The organism is Streptomyces asiaticus (genome assembly GCF_018138715.1).
Classification (GTDB): Bacteria; Actinomycetota; Actinomycetes; order Streptomycetales; family Streptomycetaceae; genus Streptomyces; species Streptomyces asiaticus.
The window spans coordinates 2,753,358-2,773,678 of record NZ_JAGSHX010000006.1; the positions used below are offsets into that span (position 1 = coordinate 2,753,358).

Annotated in this window: 16 protein-coding genes, 1 tRNA gene and 1 pseudogene; 1 reads left to right on the forward strand and 17 read right to left on the reverse strand. The window is 70.6% G+C overall.

Annotated elements, in window-relative coordinates; all coding sequences use genetic code 11:
• Window positions 1-45: 45 nt before the first annotated feature.
• The 16 genes and pseudogenes from KHP12_RS19250 to KHP12_RS19325 form a co-directional block, all read right to left on the reverse strand.
• The gene (locus tag KHP12_RS19250) at window positions 46-501 is read right to left on the reverse strand and encodes a Cg1360 family ATP-synthase-associated protein (protein ID WP_086880583.1); all 456 of its coding nucleotides are present in this window, start codon (window positions 499-501) and stop codon (window positions 46-48) included.
• A 302-nt stretch (window positions 502-803) separates the two neighbouring features.
• Window positions 804-2,198 carry an MraY family glycosyltransferase gene (locus KHP12_RS19255; protein WP_086880584.1) on the reverse strand — a complete coding sequence of 465 codons (1,395 nt, stop codon included), beginning with the start codon at window positions 2,196-2,198 and terminating at the stop codon, window positions 804-806.
• A gap of 75 nt (window positions 2,199-2,273) precedes the next feature.
• Entirely contained in the window at window positions 2,274-3,563 is a 1,290-nt protein-coding gene (glyA, locus tag KHP12_RS19260) for a serine hydroxymethyltransferase (protein ID WP_086880585.1), read from the reverse strand.
• A gap of 136 nt (window positions 3,564-3,699) precedes the next feature.
• Window positions 3,700-4,359 carry an arsenate reductase/protein-tyrosine-phosphatase family protein gene (locus KHP12_RS19265; RefSeq protein WP_037951046.1) on the reverse strand — a complete coding sequence of 220 codons (660 nt, stop codon included), beginning with the start codon at window positions 4,357-4,359 and terminating at the stop codon, window positions 3,700-3,702.
• Window positions 4,356-5,003, reverse strand: a complete 648-nt coding sequence (locus KHP12_RS19270) for an L-threonylcarbamoyladenylate synthase (protein WP_014054918.1) — start codon at window positions 5,001-5,003, stop codon at window positions 4,356-4,358. Before KHP12_RS19270 ends, KHP12_RS19265 begins: the two co-directional genes overlap by 4 nt.
• Window positions 5,004-5,050: 47 nt before the next feature.
• A complete protein-coding gene (gene prmC / locus KHP12_RS19275) occupies window positions 5,051-5,896 on the reverse strand; it encodes a peptide chain release factor N(5)-glutamine methyltransferase (protein WP_020868414.1) in 846 nt (281 codons plus the stop codon).
• 55 nt (window positions 5,897-5,951) lie between these two features.
• Window positions 5,952-7,022, reverse strand: a complete 1,071-nt coding sequence (gene prfA / locus KHP12_RS19280; RefSeq protein ID WP_086880587.1) for a peptide chain release factor 1 — start codon at window positions 7,020-7,022, stop codon at window positions 5,952-5,954.
• Window positions 7,023-7,143: 121 nt separating this feature from the next.
• Window positions 7,144-7,368 (reverse strand): 50S ribosomal protein L31, encoded by a 225-nt coding sequence (gene rpmE, locus KHP12_RS19285; protein WP_030823398.1) that lies wholly within the window; start codon window positions 7,366-7,368, stop codon window positions 7,144-7,146.
• 177 nt (window positions 7,369-7,545) lie between these two features.
• Window positions 7,546-8,670 (reverse strand): LCP family protein, encoded by a 1,125-nt coding sequence (locus tag KHP12_RS19290; RefSeq protein WP_086880588.1) that lies wholly within the window; start codon window positions 8,668-8,670, stop codon window positions 7,546-7,548.
• Between the two features lie 356 nt (window positions 8,671-9,026).
• Window positions 9,027-11,153, reverse strand: coding sequence for a transcription termination factor Rho (gene rho, locus KHP12_RS19295; RefSeq protein ID WP_138913793.1), 2,127 nt, complete (start codon window positions 11,151-11,153; stop codon window positions 9,027-9,029).
• 401 nt (window positions 11,154-11,554) lie between these two features.
• Window positions 11,555-12,469 carry a homoserine kinase gene (gene thrB / locus KHP12_RS19300; RefSeq protein WP_037951055.1) on the reverse strand — a complete coding sequence of 305 codons (915 nt, stop codon included), beginning with the start codon at window positions 12,467-12,469 and terminating at the stop codon, window positions 11,555-11,557.
• Between the two features lie 1,051 nt (window positions 12,470-13,520).
• Complete coding sequence (gene thrC, locus KHP12_RS19305) at window positions 13,521-14,639, reverse strand: threonine synthase (protein ID WP_233361966.1); 1,119 nt, start codon at window positions 14,637-14,639, stop codon at window positions 13,521-13,523.
• A 125-nt stretch (window positions 14,640-14,764) separates the two neighbouring features.
• Window positions 14,765-16,057, reverse strand: coding sequence for a homoserine dehydrogenase (locus KHP12_RS19310; protein WP_037951059.1), 1,293 nt, complete (start codon window positions 16,055-16,057; stop codon window positions 14,765-14,767).
• Window positions 16,058-16,253: 196 nt separating this feature from the next.
• On the reverse strand, window positions 16,254-17,657 hold the full coding sequence (gene lysA, locus KHP12_RS19315) for a diaminopimelate decarboxylase (protein ID WP_138913795.1): 1,404 nt from the start codon (window positions 17,655-17,657) through the stop codon (window positions 16,254-16,256).
• A gap of 38 nt (window positions 17,658-17,695) precedes the next feature.
• The gene (nrtL, locus tag KHP12_RS53420) at window positions 17,696-18,967 is read right to left on the reverse strand and encodes an ArgS-related anticodon-binding protein NrtL (RefSeq protein ID WP_372455207.1); all 1,272 of its coding nucleotides are present in this window, start codon (window positions 18,965-18,967) and stop codon (window positions 17,696-17,698) included.
• Window positions 18,967-19,447, reverse strand: a pseudogene (locus tag KHP12_RS19325) (response regulator). The gene nrtL and the pseudogene KHP12_RS19325 overlap by 1 nt, the downstream one beginning before the upstream one ends.
• A 180-nt stretch (window positions 19,448-19,627) precedes the next feature.
• Between KHP12_RS19325 and KHP12_RS19330 the strand changes: the two are divergent.
• Window positions 19,628-19,699: transfer RNA gene (locus KHP12_RS19330), tRNA-Arg, on the forward strand.
• A gap of 267 nt (window positions 19,700-19,966) precedes the next feature.
• Here the strand turns inward: KHP12_RS19330 and KHP12_RS19335 are convergent.
• The gene (locus KHP12_RS19335) at window positions 19,967-20,296 is read right to left on the reverse strand and encodes a beta family protein (protein WP_086881446.1); all 330 of its coding nucleotides are present in this window, start codon (window positions 20,294-20,296) and stop codon (window positions 19,967-19,969) included.
• Window positions 20,297-20,321: the final 25 nt, after the last annotated feature.

A 20,321-nucleotide genomic window follows, 5' to 3' on the forward strand; every position in this document is an offset into this window, starting at 1 on the left:
GACGATAGCAGGTGAGCGCACATGCTCTTATCCCGGCCCTACTTCTCACGGCGTGGACCCGGCGGGAGCGGACTTCTTCGCCCCCCCGGGCTTGCGTTCGTCCTCGGCTTCCGGCTCCACATAGAGGATCTTGGCCTTCATGTGTGCACGGGTCTGTGCGCCGACCCACACCAGGGTCGCGGCGAGCAGTGCGAGGGCGAAAGCCTTGACGTTGAACAGCGTGGTGTCCTGGAACACCGCGAGCACGACCGCCACCAGCAGGAACTCGGCCATGAAGAGGACCATGCCCATGGCCTGGAACAGATGGGGCAGGTGCTTCGCCGTGCGCTCCAGCACGATCAGCCCGGAAGCCATCACCACCACGGCGACGAATGTGCCAAAGCCCGCGCCGATCGCTCCCTTGCCGCCTGCGAGCACAGAACCGACGGCGACGGCGACCACACCGGCGATGGCTGTGGGCACGGCGCAACTCAGGAGCGTTCTGGCGTCGTTGGACTGCATGAAGGGTTTCTCCGGCAAGTGTCGGAAGCAACGATTCGTCGTGGACGAGCGTATCCCCGGGGACAGAGGAGACCTCACGAGGAAGAGCCGTCGCCCTACGGCCCCTCGGTTCTCAGCACCGGGTTTAGTGAACGGTATCACAAACTATTTGATGAGGTCTTTACCCACCGGATGTGCTGCACGTCACACGGGAGAGTTATGAGGTGGGTACCTTGTTGACGCCGCCCTGTGATCTTCAGCGCTCTCGCCGACCCCTTCGCCGGGCGCGATGACTGGGGACATCACGGCGATGACTGGGGAGATTACTGGGGTGTTCCGATGCGCCGACGGTGGGTGAAGCGGGACCGGTCGCCGATCGCGGTGGCGCCGTTCACACCGCTCGCCCCACTGCTCGCGCCGCCGTTCACCCCGGAGCCCACCGGCCCGGGCTTGACCAACTCCGGCTTCGCGGCGGCGGACCCGGCACCGGCCGTGGCCGCCACGGGCTCGGCGGCCGCCTCGGCACCCCGCTCGGCCCTGGCGATCCGGTTGGCGCGGCGGTAGCGCGGCGGAACGAACGCCTCCGCCCAGCGCGGAACACGCGGGGTGAACCGCGGCAGCAGCAACAGCACCAGCCCGACCCCGCTCAGCGCCACGATCGCCAGCACGAACCACACACCGGCCGAGTTCACCGAGTACGCCACGGCGCCGAAGGCGATCAGCGCCGACCAGAAGTACATGATCAGGACGGCCCGGCTGTGCGAGTGGCCGATCTCCAGCAGCCGGTGGTGCAGATGGCCGCGGTCGGCGGCGAACGGCGACTGACCGCGCCAGGTACGCCGGACGATCGCCAGCACAAGATCGGCGAAGGGCACCGCGATGACGGTCAGCGGCAGCAGCAGCGGGATGTAGACCGGGACGGTGGCGTGCACCGCGGCCTGCTCGGAACCCTCGAACAGCTTCATCGCGTCCGGGTCCACCTGGCCGGTGATGGAGATGGCGCCCGCCGCCAGCACCAGGCCGATCAGCATCGAGCCCGAGTCGCCCATGAAGATCCGCGCGGGGTGGGCGTTGTGCGGCAGGAAGCCCAGGCACATGCCCATGAGGACGGCGGCGAACAGGGTGGCGGGCGCGGCCGCCTCCAGGCCGTAGCCGTACCAGATGCGGTACGCGTACATGAAGAACGCCGCGGCGGCGATGCACACCATCCCGGACGCCAAACCATCAAGCCCGTCAACGAAGTTGACCGCGTTGATGGTGATGACGACCAGCGCCACGGTGAGCAGCGTGCCCTGCCAGGGCGTCAGCGAGACCGGTCCCACACCGGGCACCGGAAGCCACAGGATGGTCAGACCCTGGAGCACCATCACACCGGCGGCGATCATCTGGCCGCCCAGCTTGATCAGCGCGTCCACGCCCCACTTGTCGTCCAGCACCCCGAGCAGCCAGATCAGCCCGGCGCCGGACAGCAGCGCCCGTGGCTCGTTGGAGACCGCGAAGACGTCCTTGAGGTTGGTCAGGTGGGCGGCGACCAGCAGCCCCGCGCACAGCCCGCCGAACATGGCGATGCCGCCGAGCCGTGGCGTGGGCTCACGGTGCACATCGCGGGCGCGGATCTCGGGCATCGCACCGGCCGCGATGGCGAATTTCCGCACCGGCCCGGTCAACAGATAGGTGACCGCGGCCGTGATGCACAGAGTCAGCAGGTATTCACGCACAGGCTGCCCCAGAGGTATCGCTGGCCATCACAGCCCCACACCCTATGCGTGTCCGACGCCTCGCGGTGACCGTACTTACAGACGTCCTACACCTTCGGATGGTTGCATGATTCGGCCCTCGTCCGGATAGGGCGGAAATCTCCCGGCCAGATCCGCCACCTTTTCCCGTACCACGCCCTCGTCCCGCAGGACGGTTCCCATGAGATTGGCTATGCGCTCCATTTCCGGCGCTCCCATTCCCTGGGTGGTCACCGCGGCGGTGCCAAGACGCAGCCCCTTCACGCATCCCCGGGGCTCGGTGGCGGACGCCAGCGCGCAGGTGTCCAGGACGATCCCGGCGGCCGCGCAGCGGCCCTTCGCGGTGCGCCCGTCCAGGCCCAGCGGGGCCGGATCGGCGGTGATCATATGGGTGTCGGTGCCGCCCGTGGTGACCGCCAGACCCTCCCCGACCAGGGCGTCCGCCAGTACCCGGGCATTGGCCACCACCCGTCGCGCATAGGCGGTGAAGGCGGGCGCCGCGGCCTCGCCGAACGCCACCGCCTTGGCCGCGACGGTGTGCATCTGGGCCCCGCCCTGGGTGAACGGGAACACCGCCCGGTCCACCCGCTCGGCGAGATCCGCACCGCACAGCAGCATCCCGCCGCGCGGCCCGCGCAGCACCTTGTGTGTCGTTGCGCACACCACGTCCGCGTACGGCACCGGGGACGGCGCCGCCTTCCCCGCCACCAGGCCGATCGGATGGGCGGCGTCGGCGATGAGATACGCGCCCACCTCGTCCGCGACGGCACGGAACGCGGCGTAGTCCAGATGGCGGGGATAGGAGATCGAACCGCAGACGATCGCCTTCGGGCGGTGGGCGTGGGCGAGCCCGCGCAGCCGCTCGTAGTCGATCAGCCCGGTCGCCGGATCGACGCCGTAGCCGATGAAGTCGAACCAGCGGCCGGAGAAATTGGCGGGCGAACCATGGGTGAGATGGCCGCCGTGCGGCAGCGCCATCGCCAGCACCGTGTCCCCGGGCCGCAGCAGCGCGGCGTAGGCGGCCAGCACCGCGGACGACCCCGAATGCGGCTGCACATTGGCGTGCTCGGCGCCGAACAGCGCCTTCGCCCGGTCCTGGGCCACCCGCTCGGCGATGTCCACGATCTCGCAGCCGCCGTGGTGGCGGGCGCCGGGATACCCCTCGGCGTACTTGTTGGCCAGCGGTGAGGCGAGCGCCGCCAGCACGGCCGGCGAGGCGTAGTTCTCGGCCGCGATCAGCTGGAGTCCGCCGGAGACGCGGTCGATCTCGCTCAGGATGATTCCCGCCAGCTCCGGGTCCTGGCGGGCGAGGCTTGCGAAATCGGGGCCCCAGGGGGTGACGGCCATGGCTGCTCACAGCCTCGGGAGGGGACAGCGGATCGTTGTCGGTGGTCACCCCCAATGTAGGCCCCGCGACGCCGCACGGCGCGCCGTACGGCCCGTGCAGGCCCCCTTACGGCGCGCCCCCCGGGTCCCCGAGGGGCTACGCGGGTGCGGGAACGCCCGTCAGCGCCGTGACGACCGGGTCCAGTGCCTGGTTGATCTCGTCCCCGATGGAGCGGAAGAAGGTGATCGGCGCCCCGTACGGATCGTGCACCTCGTCCGCCTCCTCGTTGGGCGCCAGCAGCCAGCCGCGCAGCGCGGCCGCCGCCTGCACCAGGGCGCGGGCGCGCTCCACCACACCGCCCGCCTCCTCCGGGTCGGGCAGCGTCGCGGGGTCTATGGCCCGCACCAGCCGGGTGAACTCCTTGAGCGTGAAGGTGCGCAGCCCCGCCGAGTGGCCCATCGAGATCACCTGCGCCCGGTGGTCGCGGGTGGCGGTCAGCACCAGGTCGGCGCGGATGACGTGCTCGTCCAGCAGCTCACGGCCGAGGAAGCCCGCCGGGTCGGCCCCGAAGTCGGTCAGGACCGTCGCGGCGTGCGCCTCCATGGGCGCGCCCTCATGGCCCCAGGTGCCGGCGGACTCCACGATCAGACCGCGGGTGCGGACACTTCCGAGGCGGTGGGCGAGGGCATGCCGGGTCAGCCGCTCGGTGATCGGCGAGCGGCACACATTGCCGGTGCTGACGTGGAGGATGCGGAAGGTGGCCTCGGCGTTCTTCTCACGGTGTTCCGCTATGCCACGCCCCTCAGGGGCTGTCAATTGGCCACCTCGAGGTCGGGTACGACCTCCCGGAGCTGCTCGGCGGTGAGCGCGCCCGCCCGGAGCAGCACCGGCACCTTGCCGGTCACATCGACGATCGAGGAGGGCACGGCGGCCGGGGTCGGACCGCCGTCCAGGTACACCGAGACGGAGTCCCCGAGCATGTCCTGGGCGGCGTCGCAGTCCTGCGGGGAGGGGTGTCCGGTCAGATTGGCGCTGGAGACCGCCATCGGGCCGAAGTCCGTCAGCAGCTCGATCGCCACCGGGTGCAGCGGCATCCGGACCGCCACGGTGCCCCGGGTCTCCCCCAGGTCCCAGGTGAGCGACGGCTGGTGCCGGGCGACGAGGGTGAGCGCGCCGGGCCAGAAGGCGTCCACCAGCTCCCAGGCCATCTCGGAGAAGTCGGTGACCAGTCCGTGCAGGGTGTTCGGCGAGCCGACCAGCACCGGAGTGGGCATGTTGCGGCCGCGCCCCTTGGCCTCGAGCAGATCGCCGACCGCCTCGGCGTTGAAGGCGTCCGCGCCGATCCCGTAGACGGTGTCGGTGGGCAGCACGACCAGTTCGCCGCGGCGGACGGCGGAGGCGGCCTCGCGCAGGCCGGTCTTGCGGTCGGTCGCGTCCCCGCAGTCGTATCGCCGTGCCATTTAACGGACCTCCTCGTACGTGGCCAATGTGTGGTGCGGTGCCGCCGTCACGGCATGGCCTTCCGCGCGGTGGCGAACCGGGGCCGGTTGTTCAGGTCGGGGTGGTCGGCGGCGTCCGCCCAGCCACGCTCCTCGGTGAAGATCCACGGCACCTGGCCGCCCTGGGTGTCTGCGTGCTCGATGACCACCACGCCGCCGGGGCGCAGCAGCCGGTGGGCGGTGCGCTCCAGGCCACGGATGACATCGAGGCCGTCCTCACCGGAGAAGAGCGCGAGCTGGGGGTCGTGATCGCGGGCCTCCGGCGCCACGTACTCCCACTCGGTCAGCGGGATGTACGGCGGGTTGCTGATGACGAGGTCCACCTGCCCGTCGAGCTCGGGCAGGGCCGTCAACGCGTCCGCGTGATGGAGAACGACGCGGGACCCCTCGACGTTCTTGCGCGCCCAGCGCAGGGCGCCCTCGTCCAGCTCCACGGCGTGCACCCGGGAGCGCGGCACCTCCTGGGCGAGCGCCAGCGCGATGGCCCCGGAACCGGAGCACAGGTCGACGATGAGCGGTTCGACGACGTCCATGGCGCGCACCGCGTCTATCGCCCAGCCGACGACCGACTCGGTCTCCGGCCGGGGCACGAAGACCCCCGGCCCGACCTGGAGCTCCAGATAGCGGAAGAAGGCGCGGCCGGTGATGTGCTGAAGGGGCTCGCGGGCCTCGCGGCGGGCCACCGCCTCCCAGTAGCGGGCGTCGAAGTCGGCGTCGGGCACGCCGTGCAGCTCTCCCCGCTTGACGCTGTGCACAAAGGCGGCGAGCTCCTCCGCGTCGAAGCGCGGTGAGGGCACGCCCGCGTCGGCCAGCCGCTGAGTGGCCTGCGCCACCTCGGCGAGCAGCACGTTCACTGAATTCCTCCAGCCGGTCCGGACAAGGGCACGAAGCGTTGATCAGTGGGTGGCGCTAGCCCGCGGCCGCCAGCTTGGCGGCCGCGTCGGCGTCGACGCACGCCTGGATGACCGGGTCGAGTTCACCGTCGAGCACCTGGTCCAAGTTGTACGCCTTGAAACCGACACGATGGTCCGAGATCCGGTTTTCCGGGAAGTTGTACGTACGGATGCGCTCGGACCGGTCGACGGTGCGGACCTGGCTGCGCCGCGCGTCCGACGCCTCCCGCTCGGCCTCCTCCTGGGCCGCGGCCAGCAGCCGCGAGCGCAGGATGCGCAGCGCCTGCTCCTTGTTCTGGAGCTGGCTCTTCTCGTTCTGGCAGGAGACGACGATGCCGGTGGGCAGGTGGGTGATGCGCACCGCGGAGTCGGTGGTGTTGACCGACTGGCCGCCGGGTCCGGAGGAGCGGTAGACGTCGATCCGCAGATCGTTGGGGCCGATCTCGACCTCGACCTCCTCGGCCTCCGGCGTGACCAGCACACCGGCCGCGGAGGTGTGGATACGGCCCTGGGACTCGGTGGCGGGCACCCGCTGCACCCGGTGCACCCCGCCCTCGTACTTCAGCCGGGCCCAGACGCCCTGGCCGGGCTCGATGGCGCCCCTGGCCTTGACCGCGACCTGGACGTCCTTGTAGCCGCCGAGGTCGGACTCGTTGGAGTCGATGATCTCGGTCTTCCAGCCGATCCGCTCGGCGTACCGCAGATACATCCGCAGCAGGTCGCCGGCGAACAGCGCGGACTCCTCGCCGCCCTCCCCGGCCTTGACCTCCAGGATGACGTCCTTGTCGTCGCTCGGGTCGCGCGGGACGAGCAGCAGCCGCAGCCGGTCGGTGAGCTGCTCGCGGCTCTGCTCCAGCTCCTTGACCTCGTCCACGAAGTCGGGGTCGTCCTGGGCCAGCTCGCGGGCGGTCTCGATGTCGTCCCCGACCTGCTTCCAGGCGCGATAGGCGTTGATCATCGGGGTCAGCTCGGCGTAGCGCTTGTTGAGCCGCCGTGCCTCCCGCTGGTCGGCGTGGACCGCGGGGTCGGCGAGCCGCTTCTCGAGGTCGGCGTGTTCGCCGATGAGTTCCTCGACCGCCTCGAACATCGGAGGGCTCCCTGAGTGGTCTGCGTGGTGTTGCGGAAAGTTCCGGAGGGCCGGTGACGACAAAACGCCGGTCCGGTCGCCCCAGGGAAGGGGCGACCGAAGACCGGCGCCGTGCGGGTCGCTACTTCTTGGCGGACCCGGCGTTCTTGCCGAAGCGGGCCTCGAACCGCGCCACGCGGCCACCGGTGTCGAGGATCTTCTGCTTGCCCGTGTAGAACGGGTGGCACTCGGAGCAGATGTCGGCACGGATGGTGCCGCCGCCCACGGTGCTACGGGTGGTGAAGGAGGCGCCACAGGTGCAGCTGACCTGCGTCTCGACGTACTCCGGGTGGATGTCGCGCTTCAAGGGAATCTCCTAGGTTCGGGAGGGCACCGGGTCGACGGGCGGATTGCCTGTCGTGAACCGGGACCGACGATCCAGTTTGCCAGTACTGGCCGCATCTCCCAAAACCGGGGGGCGGGCCCGGATATTCCCGGCCCGCCCCGGAGGCTGTCGGACGCCCTCCAATGACCCTGGACGACCCTATTTGACGACCTTGCCCGCGCTGGTGGCGTCGCCCGCGGAGCCCTTGGTGGCGGAGGCGGGAACCGGCCGGTCATGGCGGAGCGCGGTCCATATCAGCTTGGCCTTGCGCTCCATGGGCAGCACCCGGGCCGGGTTCTGCGGGTCGTACTCGACGGGCAGCGTGGTCATCTTCATGTTGCCCGAGCCGATGCCCTTCAGGGATTCGGCGAAGCCCTTGAGCTTGCTCACCGAGGCCAGCTCGGAGTCGGTGGTGAGGGCCTTGGTGGAGGTGTCCGCGAGGTCGTAGAGCTTCTTCGGGTTGCCGAACAGGTCCACGTGCTTGACCTGGTCCAGCAGCGCCTTGACGAACGCCTGCTGGAGCTTGATCCGGCCGAGGTCGCTGCCGTCGCCCACGCCGTGCCGGGTGCGCACCAGGCCGAGCGACTGCTCCCCGTCCAGGGTGTGCGGGCCGGCCTCCAGGTCGAGGTGGCTCTTGGGGTCGTGGATCGGGGCGGTGGTGGTGATGTTGACGCCGCCGAGGTCGTCTATCAGCTGCTTGAAGCCGGAGAAGTCGACCTCGAGGAAGTGGTCCATGCGGATGCCCGTCATGGACTCGACGGTCTTGATGGTGCAGGCCGGACCGCCGGCCTCATAGGCGCTGTTGAACATGGCCGCCTGCACGGCGGGCGTCTGCTGCCCGCCCTTGGTGGTGCAGGACGGCCGCTGTATGAGGGTGTCGCGCGGGATGCTGATGACGCTGGCCTTCTTGTGGCCCTTGTAGACGTGGACGATCATCGCCGTGTCGGAGCGCGAGGTGCCCTCGTCCGTGCCGTACTTGGCGTTCTTGCCGGCCCGGGAGTCGGAGCCGAGGACGAGGATGTCCATCGAGCCGTTGTCGACGTTCTTGGGGCGGTTGGCACCGAGGGCGGCGTTGACGTCGACGCCGGTGAGGTTGCCGTTCAGCTTGTAGTAGAGGTAGCCGAGTCCGGCACCGCCGAGCACCAGCACGGCGGCCAGCGTCCACACCGTGTAGAGCACGGCCCTGCGGCGCGTGCCGGCCCGCTTGCGACGGCGTCCCGCCGCCGAGCCGCGGGCGCGGTGGCGGCCCGGACTCACCGGTGCCTTGCTGCTGTCCTCGGCCATGTGCTCCTCAGTCCTCTTTGTGCTGCCCGAGTACCCCCTGCCGTCGCGGTCAGGCGTGGCGTCGCGTTGCGCGGTGGAGTCAGCCTGCGTTCGGGCTCCGTATTCCGACCTGACAGATGGAAGGCCGGCCGCCAGGGTTGCATATCTGCGATGGCCGGTTTTCGCGCGGGCCGCCGAGCGCACCGTTCGCCCCCTTCGTCCGCCTTACCGCTCTGACCTGCACTTTCGCGGGCGATAACATGATCAGAACCGGTCCGTGGCCTGGCCGGAAGATGTGGCTCACCTCTCATGGAACGCAGCGAGGCCCCCCGCGGTGCGGGGGGCCTCGGCTACGGAGCGTTCCGGCGGGTGTCCGGTCAGTCGCCGTTGTTGCCCGGGGTGGGCGTGGTCTTGGCGATCTGCATCAGGAACTCGGCGTTCGACTTCGTCTGCTTCATCTTGTCCAGCAGCAGCTCGATCGCCTGCTGGGAGTCGAGCGCGTGCAGCACCCGGCGCAGCTTCCAGACGATGTTGAGCTCCTCCGGCGCCAGCAGGATCTCCTCCTTGCGGGTGCTGGACGGATCGACGTCCACCGCCGGGAAGATCCGCTTGTCGGCGAGCTTCCGGTCGAGCTTGAGCTCCATGTTGCCGGTGCCCTTGAACTCCTCGAAGATCACCTCGTCCATGCGCGAGCCGGTCTCGACCAGCGCGGTGGCCAGGATGGTCAGCGAGCCGCCGTCCTCGATGTTGCGCGCGGCGCCGAAGAACTTCTTCGGCGGGTAGAGCGCGGTCGAGTCGACACCACCGGACAGGATGCGGCCGGAGGCGGGCGCCGCCAGGTTGTACGCACGGCCCAGGCGGGTGATCGAGTCCAGCAGGACGACCACGTCATGGCCCAGCTCGACCAGGCGCTTGGCCCGCTCGATCGCCAGCTCCGCGACGGTGGTGTGGTCCTCGGCCGGGCGGTCGAAGGTCGAGGAGATGACCTCGCCCTTGACCGACCGCTGCATGTCGGTGACCTCCTCCGGCCGCTCGTCGACGAGGACGACCATCAGATGGCACTCGGGGCTGTTGCGGGTGATCGCGTTGGCGATCGCCTGCATGATCATGGTCTTACCGGTCTTCGGCGGGGCCACGATCAGACCGCGCTGGCCCTTGCCGATCGGCGCGACCAGGTCGATGATCCGGGTCGTCAGCCCGCCGGCCTCGGTCTCCAGACGCAGCCGGTCCTGCGGGTAAAGCGGCGTCAGCTTCCCGAACTCCGGCCGCCCGCGCCCGGTTTCGGGCGCCATGCCGTTCACCGAGTCCAGCCGCACCAGCGCGTTGAACTTCTCGCGGCGCTCGCCCTCGCGCGGCTGACGGACCGCACCGGTGACGTGGTCGCCCTTGCGCAGACCGTTCTTGCGGACCTGGGCAAGCGAGACGTACACGTCGTTCGGGCCCGGGAGGTAGCCGGAGGTCCGGATGAACGCGTAGTTGTCGAGGATGTCGAGGATGCCCGCGACGGGGATCAGCACATCGTCCTCGGACACCTGCGGCTCATTGCCGAAGTCGTCACGGCCACGGCGGCCACGCCGGTCGCGGTAGCGGCCGCGGCGCCCGCGCCGCCCGCCCTCGAAGTCGTCGTCGCTCTCGTCGGCGCGCTGCTGGCCCTGGCCGCGCCCGTCGCGCTGCTGACGGCCGCCGCCCTGCTGGCCGTCCTCGCCCTTGCCGCGGCGGTCGCCGCGGTCGCCGCGGTCGCCGCGCTGCCGGTCCCGGCGGTCGCCCTTCTGACCGCGCTCCTGGCGGTCACCGCCCCTGGCACCCTTGCCCTCGGCGGTGTCGGCGGCGGCCTCGGCCTTCCCGTCGCCCTTGGGCTCGGTCCTGGCCTCGGTCTTGGCGGAGACGTCGCTGCGCGCCTCCGTCTTGGTCTCGACAGCGGTGGCCGTGCCCCCGGCGTCGGGGGTGGTGGCGGGCGCGGTGGCCCGGCGGCGGCGGCGCTCACCGGCCGGCTGCTCATCGCCGGCGGGCTCACCGGGCTGGCCGGGGATCTCGATCTGCGCTTGCGCCGCGGCCTTCTCCTCGGCGTCGGCCTTGTCGGCCTTCTCCGCCTTCCCGGCGGACTTCGAGGACTTGGCGCCGGTCTTCTCCTCGGCGTCGTCGCCCGTACGGGCCCGGGAGGTGGTGCGGCGCTTCGGCTTGGTCACCCCCTCCGCGTCGGACGGAGTGCTCTCGGAGCCCTGGGCGGAGCCGGAGCCCGCGGCCTGCTTCTCCTTGATGACCTCGATCAGCTGGCCTTTGCGCATCCGCGCGGTGCCCTTGATGCCAAGGCTCGAGGCGAGCTGCTGAAGCTCGGCCAGGACCATGGCGTCGAGGCCGGTGCCCGAGCGGCGTCGCCGCGGGGCAGCGCCAGTGGCAGCACCGTTGGCGGGCGCGGAAGCGTCCGTGGCGGGCGCGTTGTTGCCGACACCGCTGTCGGAGGTGCCGGAGGCGTTCACGCCCATCAGATCGGTGGTGTCGCTCACGAAGGGTCCTTCCCTGGAGCGGGCGTCGGCCTGTCTGGCTCGGCGACCGGTTGTGCTGTCCGGCTGTGGTCCTTCGGTTACGGACCGGGCCGGGGCGGTGGTCCGCCGGGTACGGCGGAGGAATCAGTTCATGGTTCCGACGCGGCGGAGGATTCACGAGAATCCGCCACGCCGATTCCGGAGCGTGCTCGATACTGCTCAGGCAGGCTGCTCAGGCAGTGGGGGAGGCTCCCGGAAGAAGGGTGGTCCCTGATGGGGACACTGAGCACCTCGCCTCCGAGTACATCCAAGAGGCATCGAGTGCAGACTTGAGGTTAACACTACCGGATCCAACAAACATTCCCCCTCTCCAAGACCGGCTATCGAGTTTTCCCGGCTCCGGGACACCCCGGATCGCGGTGTCAGGTGAGCGGCAGGACACTCGCCCCCCCGGCGTCGAGAGCCAGCCGGTTGGCCGCCCACCCCTCGCCCGCCAGTCGTGCGACCTTGTCGGCCGCACCGTCCTCGACCAGCGCGAGCACCGTGGGGCCCGCGCCGGAGATGACCGCGGGGACGCCGTCCGCCCGCAGTCGGTTCACCAGGCTCACGCTCTCGGGCATCGCCGGAGCACGGTATTCCTGGTGCAGTCGGTCCTCCGTCGCGGCAAGCAACAGCTCGGGACGCCTGGTCAGGGCCTCGACGAGCAGTGCGGCCCGGCCCGCGTTGACCGCGGCGTCCACATGCGGGACGGTGCGCGGCAGCAGGCCGCGGGCGGTCTCGGTGAGCACCGGCCGACCAGGGACGAAGACCACCGGAACGATGGAATCCGCGGGGTCCATCCTGATCGCCCGGGCGGACCCCGCGTCCGTCCAGGCCAGGGTGAAGCCGCCGAGCAGACAGGCGGCGACATTGTCGGGGTGGCCCTCGATCTCGGTGGCCAGCTCCAGCATCGCCGCGTCGTCGAGCCGCTCGGCGCCGCCTATGGTCACCGCGCGTGCGGCGACGATCCCGGCGCAGATGGCGGCGGAGGAGGAGCCCAGGCCCCGGCCGTGCGGAATGCGGTTGGCGCAGACCAGCTCCAGGCCGCGGGGCTGCCCGCCCAGCAGGTCGAAGGCGGTGCGCAGGGAGCGTACGAGCAGATGGTTCTCATCACGCGGGAGCGACTCCGCGCCTTCACCGGCGATGTCGACGTGAAGACCGGAGTCGGCCACCCGGACCACCACGTCGTCGTAGAGGCCCAGGGCCAGGCCGAGGGCGTCGAAGCCAGGACCGAGATTGGCGCTCGTGGCGGGGACGCGCACTCGGACGGCGGCGGCGCGGAACGCTGGACCGGCCATCGCTCGATGACTCTCCTTGTGGTTACGTGCGATTGCTCGAAGAGGTACGGAACACCGCGAGGGCCGTGACAAGTACGGCGACGCCGCGCAGAGGCGATCGCTCTGCGTCGGGGCGGATTCAGTACAGCCTATCGAAGGAAGGTTCTGTGGCGACATAGGGCGCACGGGAGGCGCACGATGCGTGTCGCGCTCCCTGCCATCGTCCGCGACCACTCTACTGGAGCCCTCCGCGCGCCCTCGCGCTTCTCTGCCACCACTTGAGTGGATCTTTAGAAAAGCCGTGGAAGGGGCTGGAGGGGCTGGGCGGCGTGCCCCGGGAGGGCCCGGCGGGCCGGGGCCGACGTGAACGCGGAGGGGCCCGGCGGGCCCGAGGGCCGACGTGAACGCACAGGGCGGGCCTCGGGGCCGACGTACGCGCAGGGTCCGGCGGCCCCCAGGGCCGACATGAACGCACGTGTACGCGCAGGGCCCGGCGGACCCCAGGACCGGCGTGGACACGCGGGGCCCGGCGGAATCGAGGGCCGACGTGAACGCCGCAGGACCCGACGGACCCGAGGGCCAACGTGGACGCGCAGGGCCCGGCGGACCACAGGACCGACATGGACGCGCAGGGCCCGGCGGGCCCGAGGGCCGACGTGAACGCGCAGGACCCGGCGGACCACAGGACCGACATGGACGCGCAGGGCCCGGCGGACCCGAGGGCCAACGTGGACGCGCAGGGTCCGGCGGGCCCCAGAACCGACGTGCACGCACAAGGTCCGGCGGACGCGAGGACCGACGTGCACGCAGGCCCGGCACGCCCCGGGGTCGACGTGGACGCGCAGGGCCCGGTGGGCCCCTGGGCCAACGTGCACGCACAGGGCGGACCCCAGGACCGACGTGAACGCACAAGACCCGGCGCGCCCCAGGACCGACATGGACGCGCAGGACCCGGCGGACCCCCGGACCGACATGGACGCGCGGGGCCCGGCGGGCCGGGACGGGTGGCCCGCCGTAACCCTCGTCGCGCCAGGTCCCGGCCCTGCTCAGGGCCGGTTCGCGGCGCGCCGCGTCAGGCCAGTCCGAGCCGTACGGCCGCGGCGTCCGCGTCCACCGGGACCACGACCGGCTGCGGCGCACCCGCCACCGCCCAGTCCGGGTCCTTGAGCCCGTTCCCGGTCACCGTGCAGACGATGCGCTGGCCCGGGTCGACCAGCCCCTGCTCGGCCGCCTTCAGCAGACCCGCCACGCTCGCCGCGGAGGCGGGCTCGACGAAAACGCCCTCCTGGGCGGCGAGCAGCCGGTACGCGGCGAGGATCTGACGGTCGGTCACCTCGTCGATGAGGCCGCCGGACTCGTCGCGCGCCTGCTCGGCGAAGGTCCACGAGGCCGGGTTGCCGATGCGGATGGCGGTGGCGATGGTGCTCGGCTCCTTGACCGGCTCACCACGCACGATCGGCGCCGCGCCGGACGCCTGGAAGCCCCACATCCGGGGCGTACGGGAGGCGTGCGGCTCACCGTCGGCGAACGGCGCCGCGTACTCCGTGTAGCCCTTCCAGTAGGCCGTGATGTTGCCCGCGTTGCCGACCGGCAGCACATGGATGTCGGGCGCGTCCCCGAGCATGTCCACGATCTCGAAGGCGGCGGTCTTCTGGCCCTCGATCCGGGCCGGGTTGACCGAATTGACCAGCGCCACCGGGTACTTCTCCGACAGCCCGCGCGCCAGCGTCAGGCAGTCGTCGAAGTTGCCGTCGACCTGGAGGATCTTCGCGCCGTGGACGAGGGCCTGACCCATCTTGCCCAGCGCGATCTTCCCCTGCGGGACCAGCACCGCGCAGACCATCCCGGCCCGTACGGCGTACGCCGCCGCCGAGGCCGAGGTGTTGCCGGTGGAGGCGCAGATGACGGCCTTGGCGCCGGCCTCCTTGGCCACGCTGATGGCCATCGTCATCCCGCGGTCCTTGAACGACCCGGTGGGGTTGGCGCCCTCGACCTTGAGGTGCACCTCGCAGCCGGTGCGCTCGGAGAGCACCTGGGCGGGGACCAGCGGCGTGCCGCCCTCGCGCAGGGTGACGACGGGGGTGGTCCCGCCGACCGGGAGGCGGTCGCGGTACTCCTCGATGATCCCCCGCCAGCCGTGCCACTGGCGGGTGCCGGACATTCGAGGCCCGGCGTCGGCGATTGCGTTCATGATTTCCCTTACTCTCCGCTCACCCTCTGTTCGGCCTCAGCGCGGCCGCTGCCCGGCCTCTGCCCGGCCTCTGCTCGCCCACTGTTCGCCCATGGCTCGTCCTCCACTCGCCCTCCACCCGCCCTCTACTCGCCCTCGACCCGCATGATGCTCGCGACATCGCGGACGGTGTCGAGCCGGCGGAGCGCCTCCACGGTCGCCGACAGCGCGGCGTCGCTCGCGCGGTGGGTCACGGCGACGAGGGACGCCTCGCCGTCCTTCCCCTGCTGGCGGACCGTATCGATGGACACGCCGTGCTCGGCGAAGACTGTGGCGACCTGCGCCAGAACTCCGGGTTTGTCGGCGACGTCCAGGCTGATGTGGTAGCGAGTGACCACCTCGCCCATCGGGCTCACCGGGAGCCGGCTGTAGGCGGACTCCCCGGGTCCGGTGGCGCCCGCCAGCTTGTTGCGGCAGGCGGCGACGAGGTCGCCGAGGACGGCCGAGGCGGTCGGCGAACCGCCCGCGCCCGGGCCGTAGAACATCAGCTTCCCCGCGGCGTCGGCCTCGACGAAGACCGCGTTGTACGCCTCGCGGACGGAGGCGAGGGGGTGGCTCAGCGGAATCATCGCCGGGTGCACCCGCGCGGTGACCGACCGGCCGTCGGCGGCCCGCTCACAGATCGCGAGCAGCTTGACCGTGCAGCCCATGCGCTTGGCGGAGGCGATGTCGGCGGCGGTCACCTCGGTGATGCCCTCGCGGTGCACATCGTCGAGGGTGACCCGGGTGTGGAAGGCGATCCCGGCGAGGATCGCGGCCTTCGCGGCGGCGTCGAAGCCCTCGACATCGGCGGTCGGGTCGGCCTCGGCGTACCCCAGGGCCGTGGCCTCGTCCAGCGCCTCGCTGTAGCCGGCGCCGCTGCCGTCCATCCGGTCGAGGATGAAGTTGGTGGTGCCGTTGACGATGCCGAGGACGCGGTTGACCTTGTCGCCCGCGAGCGACTCGCGCAGCGGCCGCACCAGCGGGATCGCCCCCGCGACCGCGGCCTCGTAGTAGAGGTCCGCACGGCGCTGCTCGGCCGCGGCGTGCAGCGCGGCGCCGTCCTGGGCGACCAGCGCCTTGTTGGCGGACACCACGCTCGCGCCGTGGTCGAAGGCGGTGGTGATGAGGGTGCGGGCGGGCTCGATCCCGCCGATGACCTCGACCACCACATCGATGTCCCCGCGTTTGACCAGGGCCGTGGCGTCGGTGGTGACCAGCTCCGCGGGCACCCCCTCCCGGACCCGGCCGGGGCGGCGCACGGCGATCCCGGCCAGCTCGACCGGGGCCCCGATACGCGCCGCGAGGTCGTCCGCCTGCGTCGTCATGATGCGCGCCACCTCTGAGCCGACCACTCCACAGCCCAGCAGCGCCACTTTCAGCGGACGCGTACGCATCATCCGACCTCGTTTCTCATCCATCGCGTTAATGCATCAGCGCGTTAGTGCACCAGTCTCATGCACTGGACGGGATTTTCTGTCCCGGGTCCAGTATCCGAGATCCATTTCTCGCTGGCTGAATCCGCCGGCCGAACCCGCTGGCCGAACCCGCTGGCTGAATCCGCTGGCGGTAGCGGCCGGCGAGTAGCGGATCTCGCTAGCCGACATCGAGCCGCAGCAGATCTTCCTCCGTCTCGCGCCGGACGATCTCGCGCGCCTGCCCGTCCCGTACGGCGACGACGGGCGGCCGGAGCGCGTGGTTGTAGTTGCTCGCCATCGAGCGGCAGTACGCGCCGGTGGCGGGGACGGCGATCAGGTCGCCGGGCGCCAGGTCGGCGGGCAGGAAGGCGTCCCGTACGACGATGTCGCCGGATTCACAGTGCTTGCCGACGACGCGGGAGAGCATCGGCTCGGCGGTGGAGGCGCGGGAGACCAGCGCCACCGAGTACTCGGCGTCGTAGAGCGCGGTACGGATGTTGTCGGACATCCCGCCATCGACGCTGACGTACGTCCGCAGCCCCGGCAGCTCCTTGACCGTGCCCACCTCGTAGAGCGTGAACGCGGTCGGCCCGACGATCGCCCGCCCCGGCTCGACCGACAGCCGCGGCACCGCGAGCCCGGCCGCGTCGCACTCCCGGTGCACGATGTCGCGCAGCGCCTTGGCGATCTCATGCGGCTCGCGGGGGTCGTCCTCCGAGGTGTACGCGATGCCGAGGCCGCCGCCGAGGTCGATCTCGGGCAGCTCGACGCCGTGCTCGTCCCGGATCTCCTTCAGCAGCCCCACGACCCGGTGCGCCGCCACCTCGAACCCGGATGTGTCGAAGATCTGCGACCCGATGTGCGAGTGGATCCCGATGAGCTCGAGCCCGTCGAGCTTGAGCGCCCGCCGCACGGCCTCGGCGGCCAGCCCGCCCGCGAGCGGAATGCCGAACTTCTGGTCCTCGTGGGCGGTCGCGATGAACTCGTGGGTATGCGCCTCCACACCCACGGTGATCCGGATCTGCACCCGCTGGCGCCTGCCGAGCCGCTGGGCGATATGCGCGACCCGCACGATCTCCTGGAACGAGTCGAGCACGATCCGCCCGACGCCCTCCTCGACCGCCCGCTCGATCTCGGCGGTGGACTTGTTGTTCCCGTGCAGCGCGATCCGCTCGGCGGGCATCCCGGCGGCAAGCGCGGTGGCCAGCTCCCCGGCGGAGCACACGTCGAGGTTGAGCCCCTCCTCGTTCAGCCAGCGCACGACGGCGCGGGAGAGGAACGCCTTCCCGGCGTAGAACACGTCAGCGTCTTCCCCCTCCCCCTTGAACGCCTCCCGCCAGGCCCGGCAGCGGGCCCGGAAGTCGGCCTCGTCGAGGAAGTACGCGGGCGTCCCGAACTCCTCCGCGAGCGTCTTGACGTCGATCCCGCCGACGGTCACGACGCCATCGGCGGCGTTCCGGCTGACCGTGCGGGACCACACGCGCGGATCGAGCTGATTGAGATCGGCGGGCGGCGCGGCGTAGTGCCCCTCGGGGAGGACATCGGCGTGGCGGGGCCCGGCGGGATGGGCGGAACGGCTCATGCTGTCTCTGCTGTCTCTCTCAAGGTCTTACACAAGGTCTACAGATGTTCGGGTGCGCTGATGCCGAGCAGATGCAGGCCGCCGGCGAGCACCGCCCCGGTGGCATCGGCAAGGGCCAGCCGGGAACGGTGGACGGCCGAGGGTTTGTGCTGGTGGGAGGGCAGGACCGGGCAGTCGTCATGGAACCGGTCATGGAACCGGAAGAAGGCATCGGCGACGCCGACGAGATGCCGCGCGAGCTGGTCGGGCGCACGGTGCCGGGCGGCGGCCTCGATGGTGCGGGGGTGATCGGCGAGGAGAGCGAGAAGGCCGGTCTCGGCGGGGTGGTCGTACGCCCCGGACTCGGGCTGGGGCTCAGCTGCGAGGCCGAGCTGGCCGGCGTTCCGCATCAGGGCGCGGGTACGGGCATGGGCGTACCGAACCCGGAAAAGGGGGTTGTCCTCGCGCTGGGAGAGAAGCCGGGAGGGGTCGAGATCGGGCAGATCATGCCCGGCGGGCTGAAGCAGCGCCCAGCGGGCGGCGTCGGGGCCGAGGGAGCGGAGCAGCTCGACCCCGGGGACCGGAACGGGCCGAACAACAGGCCCACGACCTGCGACAACAACTCCTCCCGCGGCGTGGACGAGCCCTCGCACCACATGAGCGACCAGGGCGGCCCGCACCTCGGTCGCGGGCCCGAGCGGAACGGAAACCCCGGCAAGCGCGTCCCCGTGCCCGTAGCGGGACCCCGCGGAGAGGATGTCGCGCACAAGCTGAGCATGGGAACTGGCATCAAGGGTGATGTTGAGAAACCCAGGAGCAGCGACCTCAACGCGGGCAATCCCGGGCGTACGAACCAACCGCCGCCGCAAAACCTCAGCGATGACGAGCGCGTCCCCCTCACCCCTCTCACCCCTGTCCCCTCTGGCCAGGAGCAGGGCGACATTGGTGGCGTAATCCCCACACCCAGGCCGAGGAGGCGTCCGCACCTTCACCCGCTCCGGCACGGCAACGCACAGCTCGTCGTCCTCAACGGCACGACGCACGGTGTGCAGCACAGTGCGGGAGAGCTGGGCGGGAGTCACGGGACCAGCGTATGGGAGGAGGGGGGTACGAAAGCGAACCGGTTTCGCCCTTCGGACGAGCACCCGACAGGGGAGCCGAGGCCGGGACCGGAAGGAAGCCCCGGGCCCCGAACCCCCAAAGAAGCCAAGCCCCGGACACAACCGAAGCCCGACCCCCGGACACAACGGAAGCCCAAGCCCCGGGCACAGCCGAAGCCCAATCCCCCGGGCCGAACCGGAAGGAAGAGACCCGGGCCTGGGGCCCACCACTACCCGGTGGGCCCCACAACCGGCTCGGCATCACCGGGCGCGGCCGCACCGGCCGCCCCCTGCCTCATCAGCCGCCGCACGAGCTCGACAAGATCGACGGGCTCGAAGGGTTTCGCGAGGAAGGCATCGACGCCCAGCGCCTTCCCGCTGTCCATCTCGTACTGCGTACACGCACTGATGATCGCGACGGGCACATGACACGTTCGAGCATCAGCGCGCAGCCTCGATGCCGTATGCAGCCCATCGAGTCTGGGCATCACGACATCGAGAGTGATCACATCGGGCCGCACCTGGTGAACGATCTCCAGGCACTCGGCACCATCGGCCGCGGTCACGACCTCGAAGCCCTCCAGCTCGAGGTTGACCCTGATCAGCTGCCGGATGACCTTGTTGTCGTCGACGACAAGGACCCGGCCGGACAAGCCAGGCACATCCTGAAGAGTAGGCGCGCAGCCGCGGCTGCGTCCGGGTTTTCCCCACTTCCGCCCCGTGCGAGGGACCTTTCCCCAAGACCCCTGCGCCCCACCCTCCACATGCGGTATACGCCCCTCCGCTCCCACATCCACCCCCGACCGCCGCCTCCCGATAAACGTTCATGACCACCCTCTGCGAGCTGATAGTGTTCTACCTGTCGCCGCGAGACAGCAGCGACAGACGCAAGCCCCCGTAGCTCAGGGGATAGAGCAACGGCCTCCGGAGCCGTGTGCGCAGGTTCGAATCCTGCCGGGGGCACCTTGAAGTAGGTGCCAGCAGACCCCGCCATCAGCCCAGACGCTGAGTGCGGGGTCTTCGCGTGTGTGCGGCCGGATGCAGCCAAACGCAGTCCCATGACAGTGATCACGTTGTCATAGCGTGATGATCTTGCTCATCTCGCCCGCAGGTCAGCCAGCGATTGCCACGCATGGGTGCACAAGCCAACTGGTCATACACGACAGCGGACCGACTGAGGCGTATACCGAGACCGCCGCCACGCCGCCGAGCCGCCGCCAGTGCCAGGGATTACCGAGGGACGGGGCGACCCGGGCCGGTCACCGGGCGCAGGTTCCGATGGGCCCACCACTCGGGCGGCAGGGTTTCGGCCAGGACAGCGGCCTCGCTCTCGTCGGTGAACGGCGCGTCCAGCCAAGCGGACTGATAGCGGTGCGCGGTGGAAACCCGGCCCGCATCCTTGCGAAGTTCCACGGCCAGGAGGTCCGGCAGCATGCCGGGGCGGGGTGGCAAGGTCCACAGCGGGGTAACCCTGGCTTGAATGTCGGGCCGCAGTCCCTGGTAAGCGGCCATGGCATGCGGCCGGGTCGGTAGCACGGAAACATACAGCGGCTCGGACATGGCGACTCCCCCTCAGCGCAGACCG